This is a genomic window from Kitasatospora albolonga (assembly GCA_002082585.1).
Taxonomy (GTDB): domain Bacteria; phylum Actinomycetota; class Actinomycetes; order Streptomycetales; family Streptomycetaceae; genus Streptomyces; species Streptomyces stephensoniae.
In genome coordinates this window covers 5,167,666-5,189,171 of sequence record CP020563.1, presented here as the reverse complement: position 1 = coordinate 5,189,171, position 21,506 = coordinate 5,167,666, and the positions used below count along the sequence as shown (strand labels likewise).

The following is a 21,506-nucleotide window of genomic DNA, read 5'->3' as shown; positions in this document are numbered from 1 at the left end:
GGCCGTCTACACGCGTAGAGCTGCCGAATCGTGAAACACAGGCGCACGTCACAGTCCGGACGCGGGGTCCGGACCGGGTGGGAGAGCGCTGCGAGAGGCGGATCTTCTTCGGGTCTTCTTTCGGGACTGCGGTGCTGCGGGTGCTGCTGAGGATGGCGCTTCGGTACGGCTCCGGGACCGGGCGCCGTCGCCCTGGTGCGGGCGACGGGGACCCGGCGGCCTCGTCCGCCCGCCGCGCCGGTGTGCGGCGGGGCGGGCGGACGGGGCCGGGGAGGTCACCGGCCGGAGGACCGGCCGGGCGGACCGGTCCGTTACGGGGCGGTCTTGACGGTGACCTTGCCGTCGATGATGTCCTGCTTCGCCTTGTCGACCGCGGCGATGACGTCCTTCATCTTGACGAAGGCCGGGTTGGACTGCGACAGGGCGACGCCGTTCTTGTCCAGGCCGTAGCGGACCTCACCGGACTGCGGCTTGCCGTCCTGGACCGACTTGATCAGGTTGAAGACCGCGTCCTCGATGTCCTTCGTGACCGAGGTCAGGATGGAGTCCTTGTAGTTGGCGAGGCCCGCCTGGTTGTACTGGTCGGAGTCGACGCCGATGTTCCACTTGCCCGCCTTGGAGGCGGCCTCGATGGCACCGGAACCGGCCAGACCGGCGGCCGAGTAGATCACGTCGGCCTTCTTGTCGAGCTGGCCCTGGGCAGCGGCCTTGCCGAGGTCGGGCTTGGAGAAGCCACCGAAGTCCGGCGGCTGCGTCAGGTACTGCGGGAGCACGTTCACCGACGGGTCGGTGTCCTTGACGCCCTGGACGTAACCGGCCTCGAACTTCTTGATCAGCGGGGTCTCGACACCACCGATGAAGCCGACGACCTTCGTCTTGGTGACCTTGGCGGCGGCGACACCGGCGAGGTAGGAGCCCTGCTCCTCGTTGAAGACGATGTTGGCGATGTTGTCGCCGGTCACCGAGGCGTCGTCGATGATCCCGAAGGTGGTCTTCGGGAACTTCGGGGCGACCTTCTTGATGGCGGGCGCGTAGGCGAAGCCGACGCCGATCACCGGGTTGTTGCCGGCGCGGGCCAGCTCGGTGAGGCGCTGCACCTTGTCGGCGTCACCCTCACCGTCGGAGGGCTCGGCCTCGCTGCCGTCGACGTCGAGGTCCTTCTCGGCCTTGGCGAGACCGGCGTAGGCGGCGTCGTTGAACGACTGGTCGCCGCGGCCGCCGATGTCGTACGCGATGGCGGCCTTGTCACCGTCGGAACCGGCGTCCGACGACGTTTTCCCGCCACACGCGGTGGCGCTGAGCGCGAGGGCCGCTGACGCGACACCCACGGTGGCAATCCTGGTGATCCGGCGCAAGGGAAGGCTCCTTCAAACCTGACCGAAGCGCCTCTTCCGGCGCTGGTTTCGCGGCGATCGTAACGCGCGTAGATGTCAGATAAGAGCACGTACGGAAGCCGTTATCGGATCGTCGCGAACAGAAGGTGTCGCGTCGGTCGACAGATGTACTGCGAACAGTTCGTTAAGGCTGTTCTAAGAGCGTCCGGCCAGCAGGGCGGCGGCCGTGAACAGCTCGACTCCCACGGTGATGGCTTCCTCGTCCACGTCGAAGTTGCCCCGGTGAAGGTCCAGACCGCGCGTGTCGCCGGGCGGGCGCACCCCCAGGCGGGCCATGGCGCCCGGTACGCGCTCCAGGTACCAGGAGAAGTCCTCGCCGCCGAGGCTCTGCTCGGTGTCCTCGATCGCATACGATCCGCGGCGCTCGGTCATCGCCGCGTCCAGCAGGCCGACGGACTCGGCGTCGTTCACCACGGGCGGCACGCCCCGTACGTAATTGATCACGGTCTTGGCCCGGTGCATTCCGGCCACCTCGTCCACGGCGGCGTGCACCAGGTCGGCTGCGTCCCGCCAGGCGCTCAGGTCCAGGCAGCGGACCGTGCCGGAGAGCTCGGCGTGCTGCGGGACGACGTTGGGGGCGTGGCCCGTCTGGAGGCGGCCCCAGGTGAGGACGAGCCCCGAGCGGGCGTCGACCCGGCGGGCGAGCAGCGCGGGCACGTCGACGGCGACCCGGGCGGCGGCGGTGACCAGGTCGGTGGTGAGGTGCGGGCGGGCGGTGTGGCCGCCGGGCCCGTCGAGGGAGATCTCCAGCCGGTCGCAGGCGGAGGTGATGGGCCCGACGCGCAGCCCGATGTTCCCGACGTCCACCTTCGGGTCGCAGTGGACCGCGATGATCCGCCCGACGCCCTCCAGCACCCCGGACTCGATCGCGCTGAGCGCGCCGCCCGGCATGACCTCCTCGGCCGGCTGGAAGACCAGGCGTACGGCGTTGGGGAGGAGCCCCTGCCGGTCGAGCGCGGCGAGCACGAGGCCGGCGCCGAGCACGGTGGTGGTGTGCACGTCGTGGCCGCAGGCGTGGGCCCGGTCGGGCACGGTGGACCGGTAGGGGACGTCCACCTTGGTGTCCGGGATCGGCAGCGCGTCGATGTCCGCCCGCAACGCCAGCATGGGCGTCACCCCGTCCCACTCCCCCACGTCGCAGACGAGCCCGGTCCCGACGTCCAGCACCCGCGGCTTCAGCCCGGCCTTCTCCAGCCGGTCCTTGATGGCGGCGGTGGTCCGGAACTCCTGGTTGCCCAGCTCCGGGTGCATGTGCAGATCCCGGCGGAAGGCGATCAGCTCGGCCCGCAGCTCGTCACCGAGCCTGCCGGGCAGCCCACCTCCCCCCGGCTGGTCGACCAGGTCTTCGGGGCGGGAGGCGCGGGACTTCAACTGGTTCACCTTGTGAAGGGTAGGCCCCTTCACCCCTCAACTGGCCATGGATCTAGGAAATTTCAGCCGTGCAGGGGAACAAAAGGCGGGGTGGGGGTGTGTGACGGCTTGTGACAGTGGGTATAACGGAGGGTTTCGGTGGAGCTGGAGACCTCCTACGCGTGCGCCGTCGACGTCAGCCGCTGCACCCCCCGCGCCGTCTCCGTGACCCCGCTCAGGAACCCCTGCGCGCGCGGGGAGGCCGTCGTGCGGAGCCACTCCGGGGCGATGTCGCAGACCGCGACGTTCACACCGGTGCCGGCCAGGGCCAGGGGGAGGGTGTGGACCACCGTCGAGGGGAAGCTCACCACCGTGTGGCCGATGGGGCCGCGGCGGGCGATGAGTTCCAGGGGGAGGTCCGGGCGGACGATCTCCAGGCCCGTGGCGGCTTCCAGGGCGTGGAGCTTCTCGGCGGACTCGCGGCGGTGGGCGAAGTAGCGGGTGGCGCCGTGGGTGCGGGCCAGGGAGGCGACCGCCTCCTGGTACGGGACGGGGTCGACCACGCCCGTCTCCACCAGGGAGGTGCCGACCAGGTCCGCGCCCTTGCCGATGCTCGGGGGGCCGAAGCGGGCGCGGGTCCAGGTGAAGGTGTTGGCCGTGACCGTGATGCCCGGCGGGGGCTCGACCGGCATCGCGGTGAAGACCTCCACCCGGTGCCGGGGGGTCGGGGTGAAGCGGCGGCGGGCGGTGGCCGTGACCGGGGTGAGGAGCAGTTCGCGCGGGCCGCCCCGGCCCTTGCGGTGCCAGCGGGTCAGCCGCTCGCCCCGGGCCAGCTGGGCGACGAACTCCATGGTCGCCGTGCCGTCGTCGACCACCGTGAGGCGCTCGGCGCGGACCAGGGTCAGCAGGAGCTGGACGTAACGGGAGAACGGGTCGCCGATCACGATGTGGTCCGCGCGCCTGACCAGTCCGGCCAGGGCGCGCAGGGCCTTGAGAGGCGCGCCGGAGTCCCCGCGCGCCTCCTGCCAGCGGACGGTGATGCCCTCGTCGCGGGCCAGCTCCGCCATCCGGCGCAGCTGACCGCGCGACATCGGGTCGACCGGGGGGAGAACGACGACCGTGGTGGCGGCCGGATCGTCTCCCCCCTCGGTGTGCACCCACTCCAGGACGTTCAGGAGCTGGACCGGGCTCTCGACGAAGGCGAGGTTCACCGGTCGGCGCTCAGACCGCGACCGGCTCGGGGGCCGGGGTGTTCTCGGCCTCGGCGACGACGCCCGCGACCCGGCGGAGCTTCTTCATCGGGCCGAGCTCGGACTCGTACACCTTCTTGACGCCGTCACCGAGGGACGCCTCGATGGTGCGGATGTCGCGGACCAGGCGGGTCAGGCCCTGCGGCTCGACGGAGGCGGCCTGGTCGGAGCCCCACATGGCGCGGTCCAGGGTGATGTGGCGCTCGACGAAGGTGGCGCCGAGGGCGACGGCGGCCAGGGTGGTCTGGAGGCCGGTCTCGTGGCCGGAGTAGCCGATCGGGACGTTCGGGTACTCCTGCTGGAGGGTGTTGATGACCCGCAGGTTCAGCTCCTCGGCCTTCGCCGGGTACGTCGAAGTGGCGTGGCAGAGCAGGATGTTGTCGCTGCCCAGCACCTCGACCGCGTGGCGGATCTGCTTCGGGGTGGACATGCCCGTGGAGAGGATGACCGTGCGGCCGGTGGCGCGCAGGGCGCGGAGCAGCTCGTCGTCGGTGAGGGATGCGGAGGCCACCTTGTGGGCGGGGACGTCGAACTTCTCCAGGAAGGCGACGGCCTCGGTGTCCCACGGGGAGGCGAACCAGTCGATGCCGCGCTCGGCGCAGTGCTCGGAGATGGCGCGGTACTCCTCCTCGCGGAACTCGACGCGGTGGCGGTAGTCGATGTACGTCATCCGGCCCCAGGGGGTGTCGCGCTCGATGTCCCACTGGTCGCGCGGGGTGCAGATCTCCGGGGTGCGCTTCTGGAACTTGACCGCGTCGCAGCCTGCTTCGGCGGCCGCGTCGATCAGGGCGAGGGCGTTGCCGAGGTCGCCGTTGTGGTTGATGCCGATCTCGCCGGTGATGTAGACGGGCCGGCCGGGTCCGGCGGTACGGGTGCCGAAGGTGCGCAGGCGGGAGGTGCTGGTCATGGTGGTGCTTCCTTACTTGGTGGGGACAGTGGGGGCTGAGATGTCAGCGGTGAGGGTGGGGCCCAGCAGCCAGGCCGCGATCTCGCGGATGGCGCCGTAGCCGCCGGGGGTGGTCGTGACGGCGCGCGCCGCGGCGCGTACCGAGTCATGGGCGCTGCCGACCGCGACGGGCCAGCCCGCGAGGGCGAAGCAGCCCAGGTCGTTGACGTCGTTGCCGACGTAGAGGACCCGGTCGGGGGCGATGTCCTGCTCGTCGCACCACTGCTTGAGCGCCTCGTCCTTGCGGTCGATGCCGTGCAGGACGGGGACCTGGAGCTTGCGGGCGCGGGCGGCGACGACCGGGTTCTGTTCGGTGGAGAGGATCAGGAGGGGGACGCCCGCCTTGCGCAGGGCCGCGATGCCCAGGCCGTCGCCCCGGTGGACGGCGACGGTCTCGCGGCCGTCGGAGTCGACCAGGACCCGGTCGTCGGTCTGGGTGCCGTCGAAGTCCAGGACGACCGCGTCCACGTCCGCGAGGGAGGGCAGCGGCGAGGGGTCCAGGAGCGGGGCGAGCGCGCGGGCACGGGCCAGGTCGTGCGGGTCGTCGATCTCCAGCACCCGGGCCGGGTCGGTGGGCACGAGCGCGGTGTGGCCGAAGAAGCGGTGGCGGTGGGTACGGAAGCCCGCCGCGTCCATCGCGTAGGCGGCGCCGGTCTCCAGGTAGTCCTGGGGGCGGTCCTGGCGGCGGGGGCGTACGGACTTGTCGTGGTTGACGCCGTACGTGCCCTCCTCCACCGCGTGTCCGTCGCGCCAGACGAAGCCGTGGAACGTGGCGACGGTGACGGCCGTGTCGGCGCCCTCCCGGGCCACCGCGCGGGCCACCCCGTCGATGTCCTCGCGGGAGACGAAGGGGCTCGTGCACTGGACGAGGAGGACCACGTCGACGGTGCGGGCGCGCTCGGCCTCGTAGACGTCCAGGGCGTGCAGCACCGCCGCCTCGCTGGTCGCGGTGTCGCCCGCGATGGCGGCGGGGCGCTCCACGCAGTGCAGCCGGTGGGCGGCGCCGAGGTGGGCGGCGGCGGTGCGGGCGGCCTCCGCGATGGTCGCGTCGTCGGTGGTGACGACGACGTCAGTGACCTCGGGGGCGCCGAGCGCGGCGCGCACCGCGCGGGCCACCAGCGGGATGCCGCCGACCTCGGCGAGGTTCTTGGCGGGCACGCCCTTCGATCCGCCGCGGGCGGGGATCACGGCGAGGACGGTGGGGGTCGTCGAGGCCCCTGAAGTCACGGTCGGGGTCATCGAAGCTCCTGAAGTAGTGGTCACAGCTCCCCCATCCGGCGGATCACCGGGGCGACGCGCTGGACGCCGTGCCGGTAGGCGCCGCGCGCCGCGTTGCGTACGGTCTCCCGCACCGCGCCCCGGACCCGGCCGGGCTCCTGCGGTGCGGCGGCGCCGGGCAGGGGCGTGCCGTCGGGGGCCAGGTGGTGGCGGGCGAGGATGCCGGGGAGGTAGCCGGGGGCGGTGGCGGGCGTGTAGTAGGGGGCCAGGGGCGGGAGTTGGCCCTCCGCCAGCAGTTCGGCCACCCTGGCGCGGGCGGTGTCGTAGGCGGTGCCGTACGAACCGTCGGCGGCCACGCCCTGACCGGCCAGCCACCCGCTGTCGGGGCGCGGGCGGAACCCGCCGTCGAGCTTGTCCCAGGAGGTGAGGAGCCCGGAGCCGACGAAGTGGTGGTTGCCGAGGGGTTCGCGTACGCCGAGGTCGGTGAGGACCGCGGTCGGGATGCGGCGGTGCAGGGACTCCAGCGCGGCGGTCGAGGAGACGGTGACCAGGAGGTCGGTGCGGTCCAGGACCTCGCCCATGTGCCCGTACACCAGGCGGAAGTTGGGCGGCAGCCCGCCGGGCAGCTTCTGCGCGAGCTTCTGGTACGGGAGTTCCTCGATGTGCGTGGTGTGCTCACCGGGCTTGGAGCGCAGCTTGAGCAGCACCTCGCGGCGGGGGTGCAGCCGGGCGTGCTCGACGAGTCGGCGGAGCAGGTACGTACGGTCGGCGCGGGAGGCCGGTACGGAGGGCTGGGCGGCGAACACCACGGTGTCGCGGCCTTCTTCGGGGCGGTACGGGGCTCCGCCGAGGAACGGCAGCGCGGCTTCCGTCACGGCCGATGCGTCGGCGTCCACTCCCTCGTACACCGCGCGGAAACGCCCGGCGTCGTGGGCCGAGTTGGCGAGGACGATGTCGGCGCCGTGGCGGAGGAGGAGGCCGTCGGCGAGCTTCTCGTAGACCACGCCGACGTATCCGGTGACGATGACGGGGCGGCGGGTGAGGTGCAGCGCGGCCAGTCCGTGCAGCATCGCCTGGACCCCGCCGCCGACGAGGGCGAGGACGACGACGTCGTACCCCTCGTCGCGCACGGTGTGCAGGAACTCGACGGCGGTGACCTCGCGGACCTTCTCCGCCTCGATCCCGACCTCGCCGACCTCCGCGAGCTGGCGGGGCGTCGGGGTGGCCCGGCCGCGCAGCAGCAGCCCGCTGACCTCGACGGGGCGCGCGCCCCGCCCGTCCGTCCCGGCAACCTCGGCGGTCAGGCGGCGCGCGGTGAGCGCGCCCCATTTCCACCGGGTGTCGGAGTCGGCGAGGACGGCGACCCGGAGCGCCGGGCGGGGCTCGGCGGGGGTTCGGGCCGGATCGGCCGCATTGCTGGTACGTGGGGGCACGTCCTAGAAGTTAGGAAGGCATTTCGATGCGCGGCCCAACGTGACGGCAACAAATGGTTAACAGCGAGCCGCCTCTTGGGGAATCGGTCTCCCGGAACATCAAATCTCTTGGCAGAGACGGTAATTCACCTCTATTCCACGCACCGTTCACCATGGTTCGCGCCCGTCGAAAATGCCGCGCATTTCCCACCGGTGATCGGCCTTCCCGCACAGGAGAGGGGCGGTACGGCGGCCGTCATGCCGGTTCACCGCATGGGTTCACCGCATCGACGGCCGCCGTTCACCCGACGTCCTCGCCGGGGACAGTGCCTGTGCCGCGGCCCGTTCTAACGTCATGCACGTGGTTAAGCTCTCCGTCATCGTGCCGTTCTTCAACGTGCAGACATATGCGCCAGACACCCTCAGGAGTCTTCGGGCCAATATCCGCGAGGACTTCGAGTTCATCCTTGTCGACGACTGCTCGACCGACGGGACGGCGGACATCCTGCTCCGCGCCCGGGACGAGATCCCGGGGGCGGTCGTGCACAGACACGAACAGAACGGGGGGCTGGCCACGGCCCGCAACACCGGGCTGGACGCGGCACGCGGGCAGTACATCGCCTTCCTGGACGGCGACGACTGGGTGGCCCCCGGCCACTTCGCCGAGCTCCTCGCCCGTACCGAGGCGCTGGGCTGCGACTTCGTCCGTACCGACCATGTCCAGGTCGAGCGCACCCACCGTACGGTGCACCGCGTCCCGCACGGCCGGCGCGACACCGTGACCGACCCGCGCACCGCGATCCTGCCCGCCGACCGGACCACCTCGGTGGACTACCCGTACGCCTGGGCCGGTCTCTACCACCGCAGGCTGCTCGACGCGGGGCTGCTGCACTTCACCGACGGGCTGCGCACGGCGGAGGACCGGCCGTGGATCTGGCGGCTGCACCGCCGCGCGGAGTCCTTCGCCGTGCTCGGTCTGCTGGGCGTCTTCTACCGGCGGGGCGTGGCCTCCTCGCTGACGCAGATCGGTGACGCCCGCCAGCTCGACTTCATCCGCTCGTTCGACCAGGTCGTCCGGGAGACCGCCGAGGACCCGGAGGCCGAGGCGCTGCTGCCGAAGGCGGTCCGTACGTACTGCGCCATCATCTTCCACCACATGAACTCGATCGGGAGGTTCGAACCGGCGGTGGCCCGCATGCTGAAGTCGCGGAGCGCGCAGGCGCTCGGCCGGATGCCGCAGGCCGTGCTGGACGAGGCGCTCGACTCCATGGACGTCCAACGCGCCACGCTGCTGCGCCGGTTGCGACGTCGGCCCACCACCGCGAAGGGAGCGAAGGAGGTGACGTCCGCATGAGCACCACCCAGCTCTTCGCCGCCTCCACCCTCTACGGCGCCGCCACCCTCGCCGCCGCCCTGGACACCGGCCGCTTCGGCCCGGCCGACCGCCGGGTCCTGGTCGTCTGCAACAACGCCGCCGTCCCCGAGACCACCCCGGCGCTCGACGCGATGCCGGGCTTCGAGCGGCTGCGCGGCCGGTTCGACGACGTGGTCTCCTGGAACGGGACCATCGCCCCCTTCCACCCGAGCCGCTGGTCCCCGCGCCCCGACGACATCCCCCTGTGGGAGCGCCATCTGCGGCTGGCCTGGGAGCTGGGGGACGACGACATCGAGCTGGCCGTCGAGTCGATCCAGGTCAACCCGGCGATGGCGATCACGGAGATCTTCACCGGCGCCCCCATCGATGTGTACGCCGACGGGCTGATGAGTTACGGGCCCACCCGCAACAAGCTCGATCCGCTGGTCGGGACGCGGGTGCGGCGGCTGCTGCACCTCGATCTGGTGCCGGGTCTGAAGCCGCTGCTGCTGACCGAGTTCGGGGTGGAGCCGGTCCTCGTGGAGACCGAGGGTTTCCTCAAGGTGCTCGGCGAGCTGGCCGCCGCCCCCGCCGAGCTGCCGTCCGTCGAGGCCCCGGCCCTGCTGCTCGGGCAGTATCTGTCGGCGCTGGGGCTGATCTCCGCCGCCGAGGAGGAGGAGCTGCATCTGCGGATGATGCGGGGTGCGGTCGCCCTCGGCCACACCCGGCTGGTGTTCAAGCCGCACCCGACGGCCCCGGCCCAGTGGTCGCGGTCGATGGAGGCGGAGGCGGCGCGGCTCGGCGCGGAGCTGACCGTGCTGGACACCGGGATACTGCGGGCTCCGGTGCTCGCCGAGGTGCTCTACGAGCGGATGCGCCCGGCCCTGGTGGTCGGCTGCTTCTCCACGGCGCTGCTCACCGCCTCGGCGTTCTACGGGCTGCCGGTGGCCCGGGTCGGTACGGAACTGCTGCTGGACCGGCTCTCCCCGTACGAGAACAGCAACCGGATGCCGGTCACCCTGGTGGACGCGCTGCTGCCGGAGCTGGGCGACCGGGTCGCGGTGGCGGAGCGGCGGCCCGGCGACGACGCCGAGCGGGAGGTGTCCGCGCTGGTGGCGGCGGTCGGGTTCGCGATGCAGCCGAGGCTCCACCCGGGGCTGCGGGCGGCGGCGGAGCGGTATCTCTCGACCCGGCTGACCCCGGTGACCTGGCGGTACTTCAAGCGGCGCCGACTGACCTCGCTGGGGCTGCCGGGCGGGGTGCCCGCGCAGTTCTCGTTCCTGCCGCGGAGTGCGGCGGTGCGCAGGGCGGTCCGGCGGGCCCGGTCGCTGCGGCGGGCGGTGGGGCGGTAGGGCGGTGGGGCGGTAGCCCTTCGCGCAGGACACGGCGGTGGGGCGGGTCCGGAAACGGACCCGCCCCACCGGCCTTTCGTACGTCCTACCTGCCGGCCAGGATCACCCGGAGGTCCGCCGCGTTGGCCTCGGTGACCTTCCACAGCTCCTGCTGACGGCCGTGCACATCCGCCACGGACGCCGCGTGGTCGGCCAGCAGCGCGGTCGCCCGCTCGGTGAGGCGGGCGCCGAGGTGGCGGTCGTGGACGGAGATGCCCCACTCGGGCCGCTCGATGTCGGCCAGGAAGTACGCCATCTTGGGGTGCGAGATCAGGCTGATGATCGGCGTGCCGCAGCCGAACGGGATCATGCCCGCGTGTCCGCGCATGCCGATGACCAGCTTCGTCCGGGCGTAGACGTCCCGTATCGCGTCGTTGTCGAAGTCGTACATCGGGATGACCGGCAGCGAGATGCCGTGCTCGCGCCGCAGGTCGAACGCGATCCGCTCGTCGTCCAGCGAGTGCGCCACGCACTTCACCTCGGCCTGCTCGCCGAGCGCGGTGACCGCGGTGGCCATCTCGCGGAGGAAGTGCCCGTAGTCGTGGCCGAAGCGCAGACCGGCCCGGTCGTAGGCGGCGTTGACCAGGATGGTGTCCTCGCGCCCGGCCGGGTCGCGCCAGCCGTCGACCAGCTGCCGGGTGACCGTGGTCGGGCAGGGCTGGAAGCGGACCTTGTGGTGGAGCTCCGGCGGGAGCAGGTCCCGGACCTTCTCGATCGAGCCGTGGTTGCGCAGCCCGAAGAAGGCGGAGCTCTCCACCAGCTTGCGCAGGCTGGACAGGAACCGCTTGCGGCCGTGTCCGTACGCCTGCCCGTCGAAGGCGTTGAAGCCGACCGCGTACACGACGACGGGGACGTCGATCCGCTCCAGCAGTTCGTCGGGGACGTTCCACTGCCAGCCGCTGTTGCCGTTCGGCGCGGTGTCGGGGATGAAGAGTCCGCCGCCGCCGATGACCAGCCCCCGGCGGGCGTTGACCCGTTCCAGGGCCGCTTCGTCGAAGAGCCGGTGGGCGTGGACCGAGTGCCAGCGGTCGGGGCCGGTGTCCTGGCCGAAGGCCAGCCGTACGCTCTCGGGCAGCAGCTTGTCGCCCGCGTTGCCCTGGCGCTCCATGTAGAAGGCGACATGGGCGAGCTGGCCGGAGGCGGGGCCCTCGGCGGGCGGGGTGAGGCCGGTGGTACGCAGGTGCATCAGCCGGTTCGCCCGGTGCGTCGGGTCGACGCCGAGCCCCTGGAGCGCGAGGCGCGATGCCTCCTCGTCGTCACCGTGAATCCAGGCGATCTGGGCGAGCCGCCCGTACGCGGTCGCGGCCCGGTTGGGCGCGGAGGCGGCCAGCAGGAGCTGGGCGCGGGCCTCCTCGTACCGGGAGACGCTCATCAGGGCGTGCCCGAGCACCTCGTTGGGCCAGGACTCGTCGACCGGGATGCGCAGCGGGGCGAGCAGGTCGACGGCTTCCTGGTACTCCCCCGCCAGGATGTGGGCGGCGGCCACCTTGCGGGCGCTCTCCACGTCGGCGGTGCGCCGCACGTGCGGGGTGCCGTAGTGGACCAGCAGGTCGTGGTGCTTGGTGCCGCCGGTCGCGAGGTAGGCGGCGTGGAACTCGGCGTCGGACAGGTGGTACGCGTGCCAGCGGGCCTCGGCCTCGCCGTACCCCGACTCACCGCCCTGCCAGGGCTTGTGCCGCCCGGTGAAGTGCAGGATCGCCGTGCCGTCGGGGACCGGGAGGTCGCCCGACAGCCGCCGCTTCACGAAGTTGAAGCGGGCGTCCAGCTGGACGAAGCCGCCGTCCAGCACGGCGTTCAGGATGCCCTGGTCGTGCTTGTCCAGCTCGTACGTACCCGCCCGGCCGACCTCGTCCAGCTCGGCGCAGAAGGCGTCGGTCAGATACTCGCGCTGGATGACCAGCAGCCCGCTGTTCAGCTTGTGCTGTCCGTAGAAGAACTGCGGGACGGCGGCCAGGCCCTCGCGCAGCCGCAGCAGCTCCCCCAGGTCGTCGAGGACGACCATGTCGGTGTCCAGGGTGATCACGGTGTCGTAGTCGCGGACCCGGAACACGTCGAGGATGAAGTACGCCTTGCGCACCAGGTAGTTGTCCTGGTCGCCCTTGGCGTACGTGTCGTAGTGCGCGGCGTTCACCTGCCGGAAGTCGACGCGCGGGTGCAGGGCGCGGATCTTCCCGACGGACTCGGGGCGCAGCCCGTCGTGCAGGACGAGGAAGTCCTCGCAGACGTTGGGGTTGGACAGGGCGAGGCTGCGCAGCAGGGTGAGGAAGCCGGGCAGGTAGTTCTCGTCCACGAAGCTGGCGAAGGCGATGCGACGCTTCCCGGTGAGCGCGTTCGCGGGCGGCGCGGTGGGGGTGGACGCGGTGGGCGGGGTCATCGCAGGCAGATCCTCATGTCGGTGACGCTCTGGGCCCGTTCCATGACCCACGCCTTCTCGCTGGTGTACTCGTGCACGGACGTGATGGGCATCCGCATCGCGGCGGGCAGCCGGTAGGCGCCGCTCTCGTAGAAGTCGAAGCCGATCAGGTCGATGCGCGGGTTCACGTCCAGGAAGTCCAGCAGCCAGAGCATGTTGAAGCCGCTGGTGGGGATCGAGGACCAGACGTCCCGGCCCAGGCGGCCGATGTCGCGCACCGGCCAGCGCAGGGACTCGTCCCCCAGGTAGGTCTGCGCGCCCGGGACCAGCCGGTTGCGCAGCGAGTACTTCCAGTCGCCGGAGATCCCGCCGAAGATCAGCCGGGTGTCCACGTGCTGGTCCCAGTTGAAGCCGTGCTTGTGGATGCTGACGTGGATGTCGGTGCGCCGGCCGGTGGCCGCCGGGTCGATCCGGTACGAGTTGAAGCGGACCACCAGGTCGTAGTCGTCGATCTCCGCGCCGAGCGAACTGTTGCCCACCCGTTGGGAGTTGGCGATCAGGCAGATGGACTTCCCGGCGATCCGGTTGCGGAACTCGCCGAGCGTGAGCCACTGGACGCCCCCGAAGGTGGGGTCCTCGACCGGTCCGCGCATCCGGGCCCTGCGCTGTTCCGCGTAGAGCGTGGTGAGGCCGGTGAGTTCGGCGGGAGCGGCGAGCTCGGCGGGAACCCGCGTGCCGGTGCTCGCGGGTGCGCTTCCGCCGCCCGCGACACCGGCCTGCTCGCGGGCCAGGGTGAGGTAGCGGGAGAGCGTCTGCTGGACCTCGCCCACCGGGGCGTCGGCCGCGATCTGGGCGAGCAGCGCGCCGATCAGCCGGGGCCGGGCCTCGTCCCAGGCGCCCCGGGCGTGCAGCTCCAGGCCCTTCGCCCAGGACTCGACGACGGGCCGGTCGGCGAACTCCCGGGCCTCGGGGCAGCCGGTGGCGAGCCGCTGCACCAGCTCCGCCCGGAGCCGGGCGCCCTCCCGCAGCCCGGCCACCTTGACGGCCACGCCGAAGCCGTCGTCGTCGGTGAGTTCGAGGTAGCGCTCGTACGCGATGACCGCGGCGCTCTCGGCGCCCATGGCCTCCAGTACGCGGGCCCGCAGCCGCCAGCCTGCCCGGGAGCGCTTGCGCTGGGTGAGCACGGTGTCGGCGACCATCAGGGCGAGCTTGGTCTCGTCCTCGTAACCGCAGGCCAACGCCTTGTTGCCGACGGCGAGCAGCGGGTCCATGAGCGCGTCGCCGAGCAGCAGCGCGGAGCCGGAACCGGCCTTGGCCGGGCGGCGCAGGAGCGGCAGCGGGCTGGTGGCCGGGGCCGCCGGGACCGTCGCCGCGTGGGTGGCGAGGAGATGGCGGAGGGCCTCGGCGAGCGCGTTGCGCCGGCTGTCCAGGCTCGCGACGAGCTTGGCGCTGTGCGCGGCACAGGCGCTCAGGCAGGTCTCCAGGTCCATGGCGTTCACCCGGGCGGCGGCCACCGTCTCTCCGGAGGTCCCGGAGGTTATCGGGACCTCCGCGTCACGTTGCCGTGGCCAGCGGGTGCGGGCTTTCGTCATGGCGCTCCAAGCGTCTGGTGCCCGTGGGGGGAGGGGGCTTCGGTCTCGCGCGGGGTCCGGGGTCTCCTCGACGGTGACCCGGAGTGAGGTTCCGCGCAGCGTTTGTCGGTTCCGCGTCACCGTAGGAAACCTGAAAGACCGAAGGATGAACTCCCCCTGTCGGACCGGGAAACGGCGTGCTGCCCGGACGTTCCGCGCGCTGTCGCAGCCCTACGCTGACGCGGCACGGCGTCGGAGAAGGGAGCGGCTTTGACCACCGCACCGCAGGACACCAGGGCGGCATCCCGGACCGCCCCGCCCGATCACGACCGGAGCGGCCGGGGCGCCCCGGCCGCTGGGGAACCACCACGGGGAACGGCGGCGGCCCCCCGTCCGAAGGCACGGCTGCGCGCCCTGGACGGGCTGCGGCTGCTCGCCGCGCTGATGGTGGCCGGGTACCACTACGGGGGCCGGGGCGGCGAGATCACCGGAGCCTGGGGCAGCTCGGCCGCCGTACAGTTTCCGACGGCCCACACCTGGCTGGCGTACGGCTGTCTCGGGGTGCAGGTCTTCTTCGTGATCAGCGGCTTCGTGATCTGCCTCAGCGGCTGGGGGCGCACGCCGCTCGCGTTCTTCGCCTCGCGCGCCTCGCGGCTGCTGCCCGCGTACTGGGCGGCGGTCGTGCTGGTGACGGCGGTGTTCGCGCTGCCGATGGTCGCGTACGAGGCCGTCTCCCCCAGCGACGCCCTGCTCAACCTGACGCTGTTGCAGCAGCCGCTGGGCGCGGACCGGGTGCTGGGGGTGTGCTGGACGCTCTGGGCCGAGGTGCGGTTCTACGCGCTGTTCGCCCTGTGCGTGGTGCTGCCGGGGGTGAACCGGCGCCGGGTGGTGCTGTTCTGCGCCGGGTGGACGCTGGCGGCGGCGCTCGCGCGGGCCTCGGGCGAACCGTTCCTGGAGGTGCTGCTGATGCCGCAGTACGCCCCGTACTTCATCGGCGGCATCGGCCTCTACCTGCTGCACCGGGACCGGCGCGACGCGCTGGCCTGGGGCATCGTCGGCGTGAGCTGGCTGCTGGGCCAGCACTACGCGGTGGCGGAGCTGTGGCACCCGGGCGGCCCGGACGCGTTCTCGCACCGTTCGTCGGCGGTCATCATCCTGATCGTGACGGCCGGTTTCGCCGCCGTCGCGGCCGTCGCGCTGGGCGCCCTGAACCGGATCGACTGGCCGTGGCTCACGGTCGCGGGGGCGCTCACCTACCCGTTCTACCTGGTCCACGAGCACCTGGGCTGGGTGGTGGTGGGGGCGCTGCACCGGGGCCTGGGCGTGCCGTCGTGGGCGACGTTCGCGCTGACCCTGGCGGCGATGCTGGGGCTGGCGTGGCTGCTGCACCGGTTCGTGGAACGCCGCTTCACCCCGCTGCTGCGGAAGGCCCTGACGGCGGGCCGCTGACGGAGACGGACGACGGGCCGGAGACAGACCGCTTGACCTCAAGTTGACTTGAGGTCCTACGTTCGGGCCATGGACTACACACACGACGACGCGGGCCTGGCCCGCCAGCCGATCGGCTACTGGAGCTGGGCCGCGCACGAGGCGACGGTCACGCACATCCGGGCGGCACTGGCGGAACACGGACTCACCCAGCCCCCTTGGTGGGTGCTCAACCAGCTGGACGGACCGGGCGGCGCGGAGGGGCGGGACCGGTCCGGGCTGACCACGATGCTCAGCGGCTACCTCGACACCGGGACCGACGGCATGGAGACAGCCGTCGACGAACTGCTGGAGCGGGGGCTGATCACCCAGGACGACGGGTCCCGGCTGCGGATCACCCCGGAGGGGCGGGAGCTGCGCGGCAGGGCGTACGAACGGGTCGCGCGGGCGAGTGCCGAGATCCACGCGGGCATCCCCGACGAGGAGTTCGTCGCCGCGCTGAAGGTGCTCCAGCGGATGATCCACAACGTGGGCGGCAAGGCGTGGCACCACTGACGCGCCACGACGAGCGCGGCGGACCCGTCACCTCACGGTGAACGCGGCGGTCCCACGGCCCCCGATATCTGGCACATGCCAGGAGCATCACCCTTTCAGGCATATGTCAGCCTTCTCGTTTCCACCACCAAAACTCCCCGTATTCCAGCAAAAAGGGCATGAGGCGCGGGGAGAGCGACCCCCGCGGGCCGACACCGGGCGGACAAAAGCTCCATAACCTGCCGTCAGACCCGCGGAACCGACCGCGGGCCGCATCCAAGGAGAACCCATGCCCCGCTCCCGTCGCCTCGCCCCGCGCCTGTGGACCGCCGCCACCGTCCTGGCGGTCACCGCGGGAACCGCCGTACTGACCGCGCCCCCGGCGGCGGCCGACCCCAACCAGTGCCCCAACGGCTCGTTCTGCGTCTGGGAACAGTCCAGCTACCGGGGCGACTTCCGGCACTACACCGCGTCGACCCCGAACGTCGGGAACTACATGAACGACCGCATGACCTCGTACTGGAACCGCACCGGCAGGACGGTCAGCGTCTACGAGCACTCCAACTACGTCGGCTGTATGTTCTCGATCGCGCCGGGCGGATCGGAGGCGGCGGTCGCCTCGCACTTCAACGACAAGATGACCTCCCTCCGCGTCGGCAGCGGCTGCTGAGCCGGGACGCTGCCGAGCACGGGCACCGCCGAGACTCAGACGCTGCTGAGCGAGAGCTTGGCCGCGAACCCGAGGAACAGCACGCCCGCCGCCGAAGTCGCCCCCGCCGAGAGCCGCTTGCGGCGGCGGAAGGCGGCGGCCAGCCGGGTGCCTCCGAAGATCAGCACCGAGAGGTACAGGAAGCTGGCGAGCTGGAGCAGCGTCCCCAGCAGCAGGAACGACAGGGCCGGATAGGCGTAGCCCGGGTCGACGAACTGTACGAAGAACGAGATCAGGAACAGGATCGCCTTCGGGTTGATCAGGCTGACCACCAGCGCCCGCCGGTAGGGGTTCTCCGCAGGAGCCCCCGCCCCGGGCGCTTCGGCCGTCTCCACCAGTTCGGCGGTGCGGCGGTGCCGTTCCCGCCACAGGGAGACCGCCGCCCGCAGCATGCCGATCGCCAGCCAGGTCAGATAACCGGCGCCCGCGTACTTGACGATCGCGAAGAGCAGCGGCGTGGTCTGGAGCAGCGAGGCCGCACCGAGCGCGGCCAGCGTCATCAGGACGGTGTCCCCGGTCCACACTCCGGCGGCGGCCCGGTAGCCGGTACGGACGCCGCGTCGCGCCGCGACGGAGAGCACGTACAGCGAGTTCGGCCCCGGCAGCAGAACGATCAGCAGCAGGCCGGCGAGATAGGTCGGAAGATCGGTGACACCCAGCATGGACGGAGTCTCGCACGTCCGTACGGCGCGCCGTCCAGCCGTTTCACCGGCCGGGCGGAAGCCCGTCCCCCTCGTGACCTGGCGGCGCTCCGGCCGTGACCTGGCGGCACTACCGTCGTGCGCGGGCGCCCGCCTCATGGTGGCCGGTCGGCGACGGGCGGTCTGGACGCACCGCTCTCCGTATGCACAGGATGCGACCACCGGGCAGAGGCGCAGAGGCGCAGAAGAGTCGCAGGGGGACAGCACGGATGGCGGGGACAGCGGGGATGGCGGGCAGGAACGACATGGGCGCGGAGAGGGGCCCGTACGGAACCGGGGGCGTCCCGTACGCACAGGCGAACAGGAGCAGGCAGCACCCGCGCGGCAGACGGCCGCTGACCGTGACCGTCGCCGGAACGCTCGCGATAGCCGCCCTGGCGGCGGGATGCGGGCCGCAGGACTCCGCAGCCGACGCGCGGCAACAGCCCCCGCCCCAGGCAGCTCCCGCCGCCGTACCCACCCCGGCACCGACGCCTCCCGCGCTCTCCCCTTCCCCCTCCCCCCGCAACGGCCACCGACGCCGACGCCGACGCCATCGAGCCGACCCCCGCGCCACCGCCCTCCCCGACCCCCGCCCCCGCGTCCCCCTCCTCCCCCCGCCCCGCAGCCGAGCACCGCCCCGCCGCCGCAGGTTCTGATGCGGACCGGGTCCGAGGGGGCGCAGGTACGGGAGTTGCAGGCCCGGTTGCGGCAGATCGGGCACTTCGGACGCACCCCCACCGGCTACTACGGCACGGTCACCGCCGAGGCCGTCCGGTCCTTCCAGGTGAAGCGGGGTACGGGGGCGACCGGCTCCACCGACGCGGCCACCTGGCAGAAGCTGCTGGCCATGACCCGTACGCCGACGGCAGACGAGCTGGACCCGCCGACCGAGCGGCCGGTGGCCAAGCCGGACCAGCGCTGTCTGACCGGCCGGGTGCTCTGCATCAGCAAGAAGAGCCGGACCCTGGCGTGGATGATCGACGGCCGGGTCGTCTCCGCGATGGACGTGCGCTTCGGCTCGGAGTACACGCCCACGCGGGAGGGCGAGTTCACGGTGTTCTGGAAGTCCCGGGACCATGTCTCGACGCTGTACGACACCCCGATGCCGTACGCCCTGTTCTTCAGCGGCGGCCAGGCCGTGCACTACTCCGCCGACTTCGCGGCCAACGGCTACGGCGGCGCCTCGCACGGCTGTGTGAACGTACGGGACAAGGAGAAGGCCGTGGCCCTCTTCGACCAGGTGAGGAACAACGACAAGGTCGTCGTCTACTGGTGAGGCCGGGGCGGGGAAGGGAGGGCGCGGGCGGAACCGGGGGAACGTGTCCCGCCCGCGCCGATGCGCTGAGCCGAAGGTACGGGGGGAACCCCGGCTCGTCGCGCTGCCGATGACCAGTCGGCTCACTCTGTACTGCGCCCGGACCTCGAAAAACGTCACACGTGTACATGGAGGACCCGGAACCGGTCCGCTGCGACAGGCGAAAAGCGCAGGTCAGGGGGCAGGCAAAGCCGTCGGGCGGGAAGCCGCCCAGGCCGGCGGGCAGGCAGGCAGGCAGGCAGGCAGGCAGGGCCATCGGGCCGGGAACCACCCGGATCAGCGGGTGAGCAGGACCGTCGGGCCGGGAACCACCCAGGCCGTCGGGCGGGCAAGGCCATCGGACGGGGAACCCACCCGGATCAGCGGGCGGGCAGGACCATCGGGCCGGGAGTCGCCCGGGTCAGCGGCCCACCGGCCTCCGCTTCGGCCCGTACCCCGACGTCGGCCCGTCGCTCGCTGTCAGCCTCGGGGGCGGGCTCGAAGGAGACCGGGGGCAGGGAGCCGCCGTCGCCCGGCCGGTCGTCGTCACCGCCGCCTCCGCCACCGCCGACGGAGCCACCGGGCCCGCCGACCCCTCCTCCGGTCCCTCCGCCGCCGTCGCCACCGCCGAGGAGCCGGTCGCAGAAGCGCTCCAGGTTCTCCTCGCCCTTGGCCAGCTGGATCAGATGACGTCGGCTCCGCTCGTCGAGGGTGCCGTCGCGGAATGCCTTGCACGCCTTGACGGCCTTCTCGTGCCAGTTGTCGCCCTGGCCCCGGCCGTCGCCGGAGCCGCCGGGCCGCTCCTCGCGGCCGGTGGGGTCGGTGGAGGCGCCCTCACGGCCGGAGCCGCCCGGCCGGTCGCGGTCGCCCGTACCGTTTCGGCCGTTCTCCCGGCCGGTGCCGTCCGGCTCCGGTCGCGCGGGCTCCTCGGACGCCCCGGGCTGTCGGCTCTCGGGGGAGGCGAGCGGTTCGGGATCGTCGGGCGGGGAGGGTTCGGCCGGGGTGGACGGGTCCTCGGCGGGCGTCCGGGACACCAGCGGTTCGGGGGCCGCCGCCGATACGGAGGCGGCGGGCGCGGGCGAGGCGTGGCCGCCGAAGGGGCCCGGGAGCATGCCCGTACCGGCGGCGACCGCCACCCCGCCGAGCGCGCAGCCCGCCAGCGAGACGGCCAGGCCGAAGCGGACCGGGCGGCTCCAGCGCGGGCGGCGGGGCGGGGTCGCGGGGACGGCGCCGAGGTGGACGGAGTGCAGCGTGCCGGGCTGCCCGGGGAGCGCGGCACCCGCACCGCGCCCGGCGAGCCGATCGGTGGTGGCGGCGCGGTTGGCCTGCCGGAACGCGGTGAGCACGGCGTCCTCGCCGGGGAGCGCGCCGGGCGGGGTACGGCGGGTGGAGCGCGCCGCGCCGAGTGCTTCGGCGAGCCGGAAGGCATCGCTGCGTGCCTGGTCGCCGAGGGGGACGACCGGCTCGCCGCGGAGCAGTTTCTCCGCCGCGTCCTTGTCGAGCCACTCGTACTGCTCGTCGGCCATCACATGTCCCTCTGCGTCCACGGTCGCGAATGCGTCACACCGGGAGTGACCCCGGCGGGCGCTGCCGGACCGCCCCTACCGGGGCGCTGAGAGGGTACGGCATCGAGCTCGGCACCGCCGCCCGCGTCCTGCCCCGCCTCGCTCCCGGCCCCCTGGCCCGGAGCCGGAACCGGCCCGTCCTGCCCGCCGCCCGGGACGGGCGCACCGCCGGAGCGGGGCGGGTCGGGGTGGTCGGCGCCGAGGAGTTCGGCGAGGCGCTTGAGGCCGCGGTGGGCGGCGGTCCGTACGGCGCCGGGCCGCTTGCCGAGGGTCTGGGCGGCGCTCTTGGCGTCCAGCCCGACGACCACGCGCAGCACGACGGCCTCGGCCTGGTCCTGCGGGAGCTGGGCGATGAGGGACATGGTCCGGTCGGTGTCGAGCGCCTCCATGGCGTCACCGGCGGTGTCGGACTCGGCGGCCCGGCCGGTCAGCTCGGTCTCGTCGCCGCCGATCGCGGGGCGGCGGCTGCGCATCCGGAGATGGTCGAGCGACCGGTTGCGGGCGATCCGGGCCGCCCAGCCCCGGAACCGGTCGGCGTCCCCGCTGAACCGGTCGAGGTCGCGCGCTATCTGGAGCCATGCCTCGGACGCCACGTCCTCGGCGTCCGGCTCCCCCACCAGCGTCCGTATGTAGCCCAACAGCCGCGGCTGTACGGCGCGGTACACAGCACGGAAGGCGTCCTCGTCCCCGTCCTGTGCCGCGAGCACCGCGGCAGTCAGCTCCGCGTCGTCCCCCAGCACTCCCTCAACCCGCCCTGCTGTACTCAATCGCAGCTGGTCATCGCTGCTGCGCCTCTCTGCGCGACTCAGCACGCTACGTGCTCGGCAGGGGCCACGTCCATGACTTGTACAACTCGCAACAATTCGCAGCTCCCGAGTGGGGTGTGACAGAAAACGCAGTCGCGGCGCTGAGATGAGTACGGGGTCGTGCTGCGACCCCGTGGAAGACGGCCGGGGCCTCTCCTGTGGGGGGTGGCGGCCCCGGTCGTCGCTCCTCTTCTCCGCGTGCAGGTCGGTGGGTGTCCCGTACCCCCGCAGCCGCGATGATCACGGGG

The 21,506-nt window shown here is 72.3% G+C and carries 17 protein-coding genes; 6 read left to right on the top strand and 11 right to left on the bottom strand.

The window, feature by feature from the left end; translation table 11 throughout:
* Positions 1-311: 311 nt before the first annotated feature.
* The 6 genes from B7C62_23020 to B7C62_22995 all read right to left on the bottom strand — a co-directional run bounded on the left by B7C62_23020 (position 312) and on the right by B7C62_22995 (position 7,591).
* Positions 312-1,355 carry a BMP family ABC transporter substrate-binding protein gene (locus tag B7C62_23020; protein ID ARF74784.1) on the bottom strand — a complete coding sequence of 348 codons (1,044 nt, stop codon included), beginning with the start codon at positions 1,353-1,355 and terminating at the stop codon, positions 312-314.
* Positions 1,356-1,529: 174 nt separating this feature from the next.
* Positions 1,530-2,765 carry an N-acyl-L-amino acid amidohydrolase gene (locus B7C62_23015; protein ARF74783.1) on the bottom strand — a complete coding sequence of 412 codons (1,236 nt, stop codon included), beginning with the start codon at positions 2,763-2,765 and terminating at the stop codon, positions 1,530-1,532.
* A gap of 155 nt (positions 2,766-2,920) precedes the next feature.
* Positions 2,921-3,955, bottom strand: coding sequence for a hypothetical protein (locus tag B7C62_23010; GenBank protein ARF74782.1), 1,035 nt, complete (start codon positions 3,953-3,955; stop codon positions 2,921-2,923).
* A gap of 10 nt (positions 3,956-3,965) precedes the next feature.
* Entirely contained in the window at positions 3,966-4,901 is a 936-nt protein-coding gene (locus tag B7C62_23005) for an N-acetylneuraminate synthase (GenBank protein ARF74781.1), read from the bottom strand.
* Positions 4,902-4,913: 12 nt separating this feature from the next.
* Positions 4,914-6,179: a transferase gene (locus tag B7C62_23000; GenBank protein ARF74780.1), complete on the bottom strand. Its 1,266-nt coding sequence runs from the start codon at positions 6,177-6,179 to the stop codon at positions 4,914-4,916.
* A gap of 20 nt (positions 6,180-6,199) precedes the next feature.
* Positions 6,200-7,591 (bottom strand): hypothetical protein, encoded by a 1,392-nt coding sequence (locus tag B7C62_22995; GenBank protein ID ARF74779.1) that lies wholly within the window; start codon positions 7,589-7,591, stop codon positions 6,200-6,202.
* A 340-nt stretch (positions 7,592-7,931) separates the two neighbouring features.
* On the opposite strand from B7C62_22995, the gene B7C62_22990 reads away from it, so the two are divergent.
* Both B7C62_22990 and B7C62_22985 read left to right on the top strand, forming a co-directional pair.
* Complete coding sequence (locus B7C62_22990; protein ARF77336.1) at positions 7,932-8,924, top strand: glycosyl transferase; 993 nt, start codon at positions 7,932-7,934, stop codon at positions 8,922-8,924.
* Complete coding sequence (locus B7C62_22985; protein ARF74778.1) at positions 8,921-10,276, top strand: hypothetical protein; 1,356 nt, start codon at positions 8,921-8,923, stop codon at positions 10,274-10,276. Before B7C62_22990 ends, B7C62_22985 begins: the two co-directional genes overlap by 4 nt.
* Positions 10,277-10,361: 85 nt before the next feature.
* On the opposite strand, the gene B7C62_22980 is transcribed toward B7C62_22985, so the two are convergent.
* Both B7C62_22980 and B7C62_22975 read right to left on the bottom strand, forming a co-directional pair.
* Positions 10,362-12,689, bottom strand: coding sequence for a polysaccharide pyruvyl transferase (locus B7C62_22980; GenBank protein ARF74777.1), 2,328 nt, complete (start codon positions 12,687-12,689; stop codon positions 10,362-10,364).
* Entirely contained in the window at positions 12,686-14,260 is a 1,575-nt protein-coding gene (locus B7C62_22975; protein ARF74776.1) for a hypothetical protein, read from the bottom strand. Before B7C62_22975 ends, B7C62_22980 begins: the two co-directional genes overlap by 4 nt.
* Positions 14,261-14,509: 249 nt before the next feature.
* On the opposite strand from B7C62_22975, the gene B7C62_22970 reads away from it, so the two are divergent.
* The 3 genes from B7C62_22970 to B7C62_22960 all read left to right on the top strand — a co-directional run bounded on the left by B7C62_22970 (position 14,510) and on the right by B7C62_22960 (position 16,871).
* Positions 14,510-15,688 (top strand): acyltransferase, encoded by a 1,179-nt coding sequence (locus B7C62_22970; GenBank protein ARF74775.1) that lies wholly within the window; start codon positions 14,510-14,512, stop codon positions 15,686-15,688.
* 69 nt (positions 15,689-15,757) lie between these two features.
* Positions 15,758-16,222: a transcriptional regulator gene (locus B7C62_22965; protein ARF74774.1), complete on the top strand. Its 465-nt coding sequence runs from the start codon at positions 15,758-15,760 to the stop codon at positions 16,220-16,222.
* Between the two features lie 268 nt (positions 16,223-16,490).
* Positions 16,491-16,871, top strand: a complete 381-nt coding sequence (locus tag B7C62_22960; protein ARF74773.1) for a hypothetical protein — start codon at positions 16,491-16,493, stop codon at positions 16,869-16,871.
* A 35-nt stretch (positions 16,872-16,906) separates the two neighbouring features.
* On the opposite strand, the gene B7C62_22955 is transcribed toward B7C62_22960, so the two are convergent.
* Positions 16,907-17,572 carry a leucine efflux protein LeuE gene (locus B7C62_22955; GenBank protein ID ARF74772.1) on the bottom strand — a complete coding sequence of 222 codons (666 nt, stop codon included), beginning with the start codon at positions 17,570-17,572 and terminating at the stop codon, positions 16,907-16,909.
* A 676-nt stretch (positions 17,573-18,248) separates the two neighbouring features.
* Here B7C62_22955 and B7C62_22950 point away from each other — a divergent pair.
* The gene (locus tag B7C62_22950; GenBank protein ID ARF74771.1) at positions 18,249-18,869 is read left to right on the top strand and encodes a hypothetical protein; all 621 of its coding nucleotides are present in this window, start codon (positions 18,249-18,251) and stop codon (positions 18,867-18,869) included.
* A 398-nt stretch (positions 18,870-19,267) separates the two neighbouring features.
* On the opposite strand, the gene B7C62_22945 is transcribed toward B7C62_22950, so the two are convergent.
* Complete coding sequence (locus B7C62_22945) at positions 19,268-20,413, bottom strand: hypothetical protein (protein ARF74770.1); 1,146 nt, start codon at positions 20,411-20,413, stop codon at positions 19,268-19,270.
* Positions 20,413-21,192 (bottom strand): RNA polymerase, encoded by a 780-nt coding sequence (locus tag B7C62_22940; protein ID ARF74769.1) that lies wholly within the window; start codon positions 21,190-21,192, stop codon positions 20,413-20,415. The genes B7C62_22945 and B7C62_22940 overlap by 1 nt, the downstream gene beginning before the upstream one ends.
* Positions 21,193-21,506: the final 314 nt, after the last annotated feature.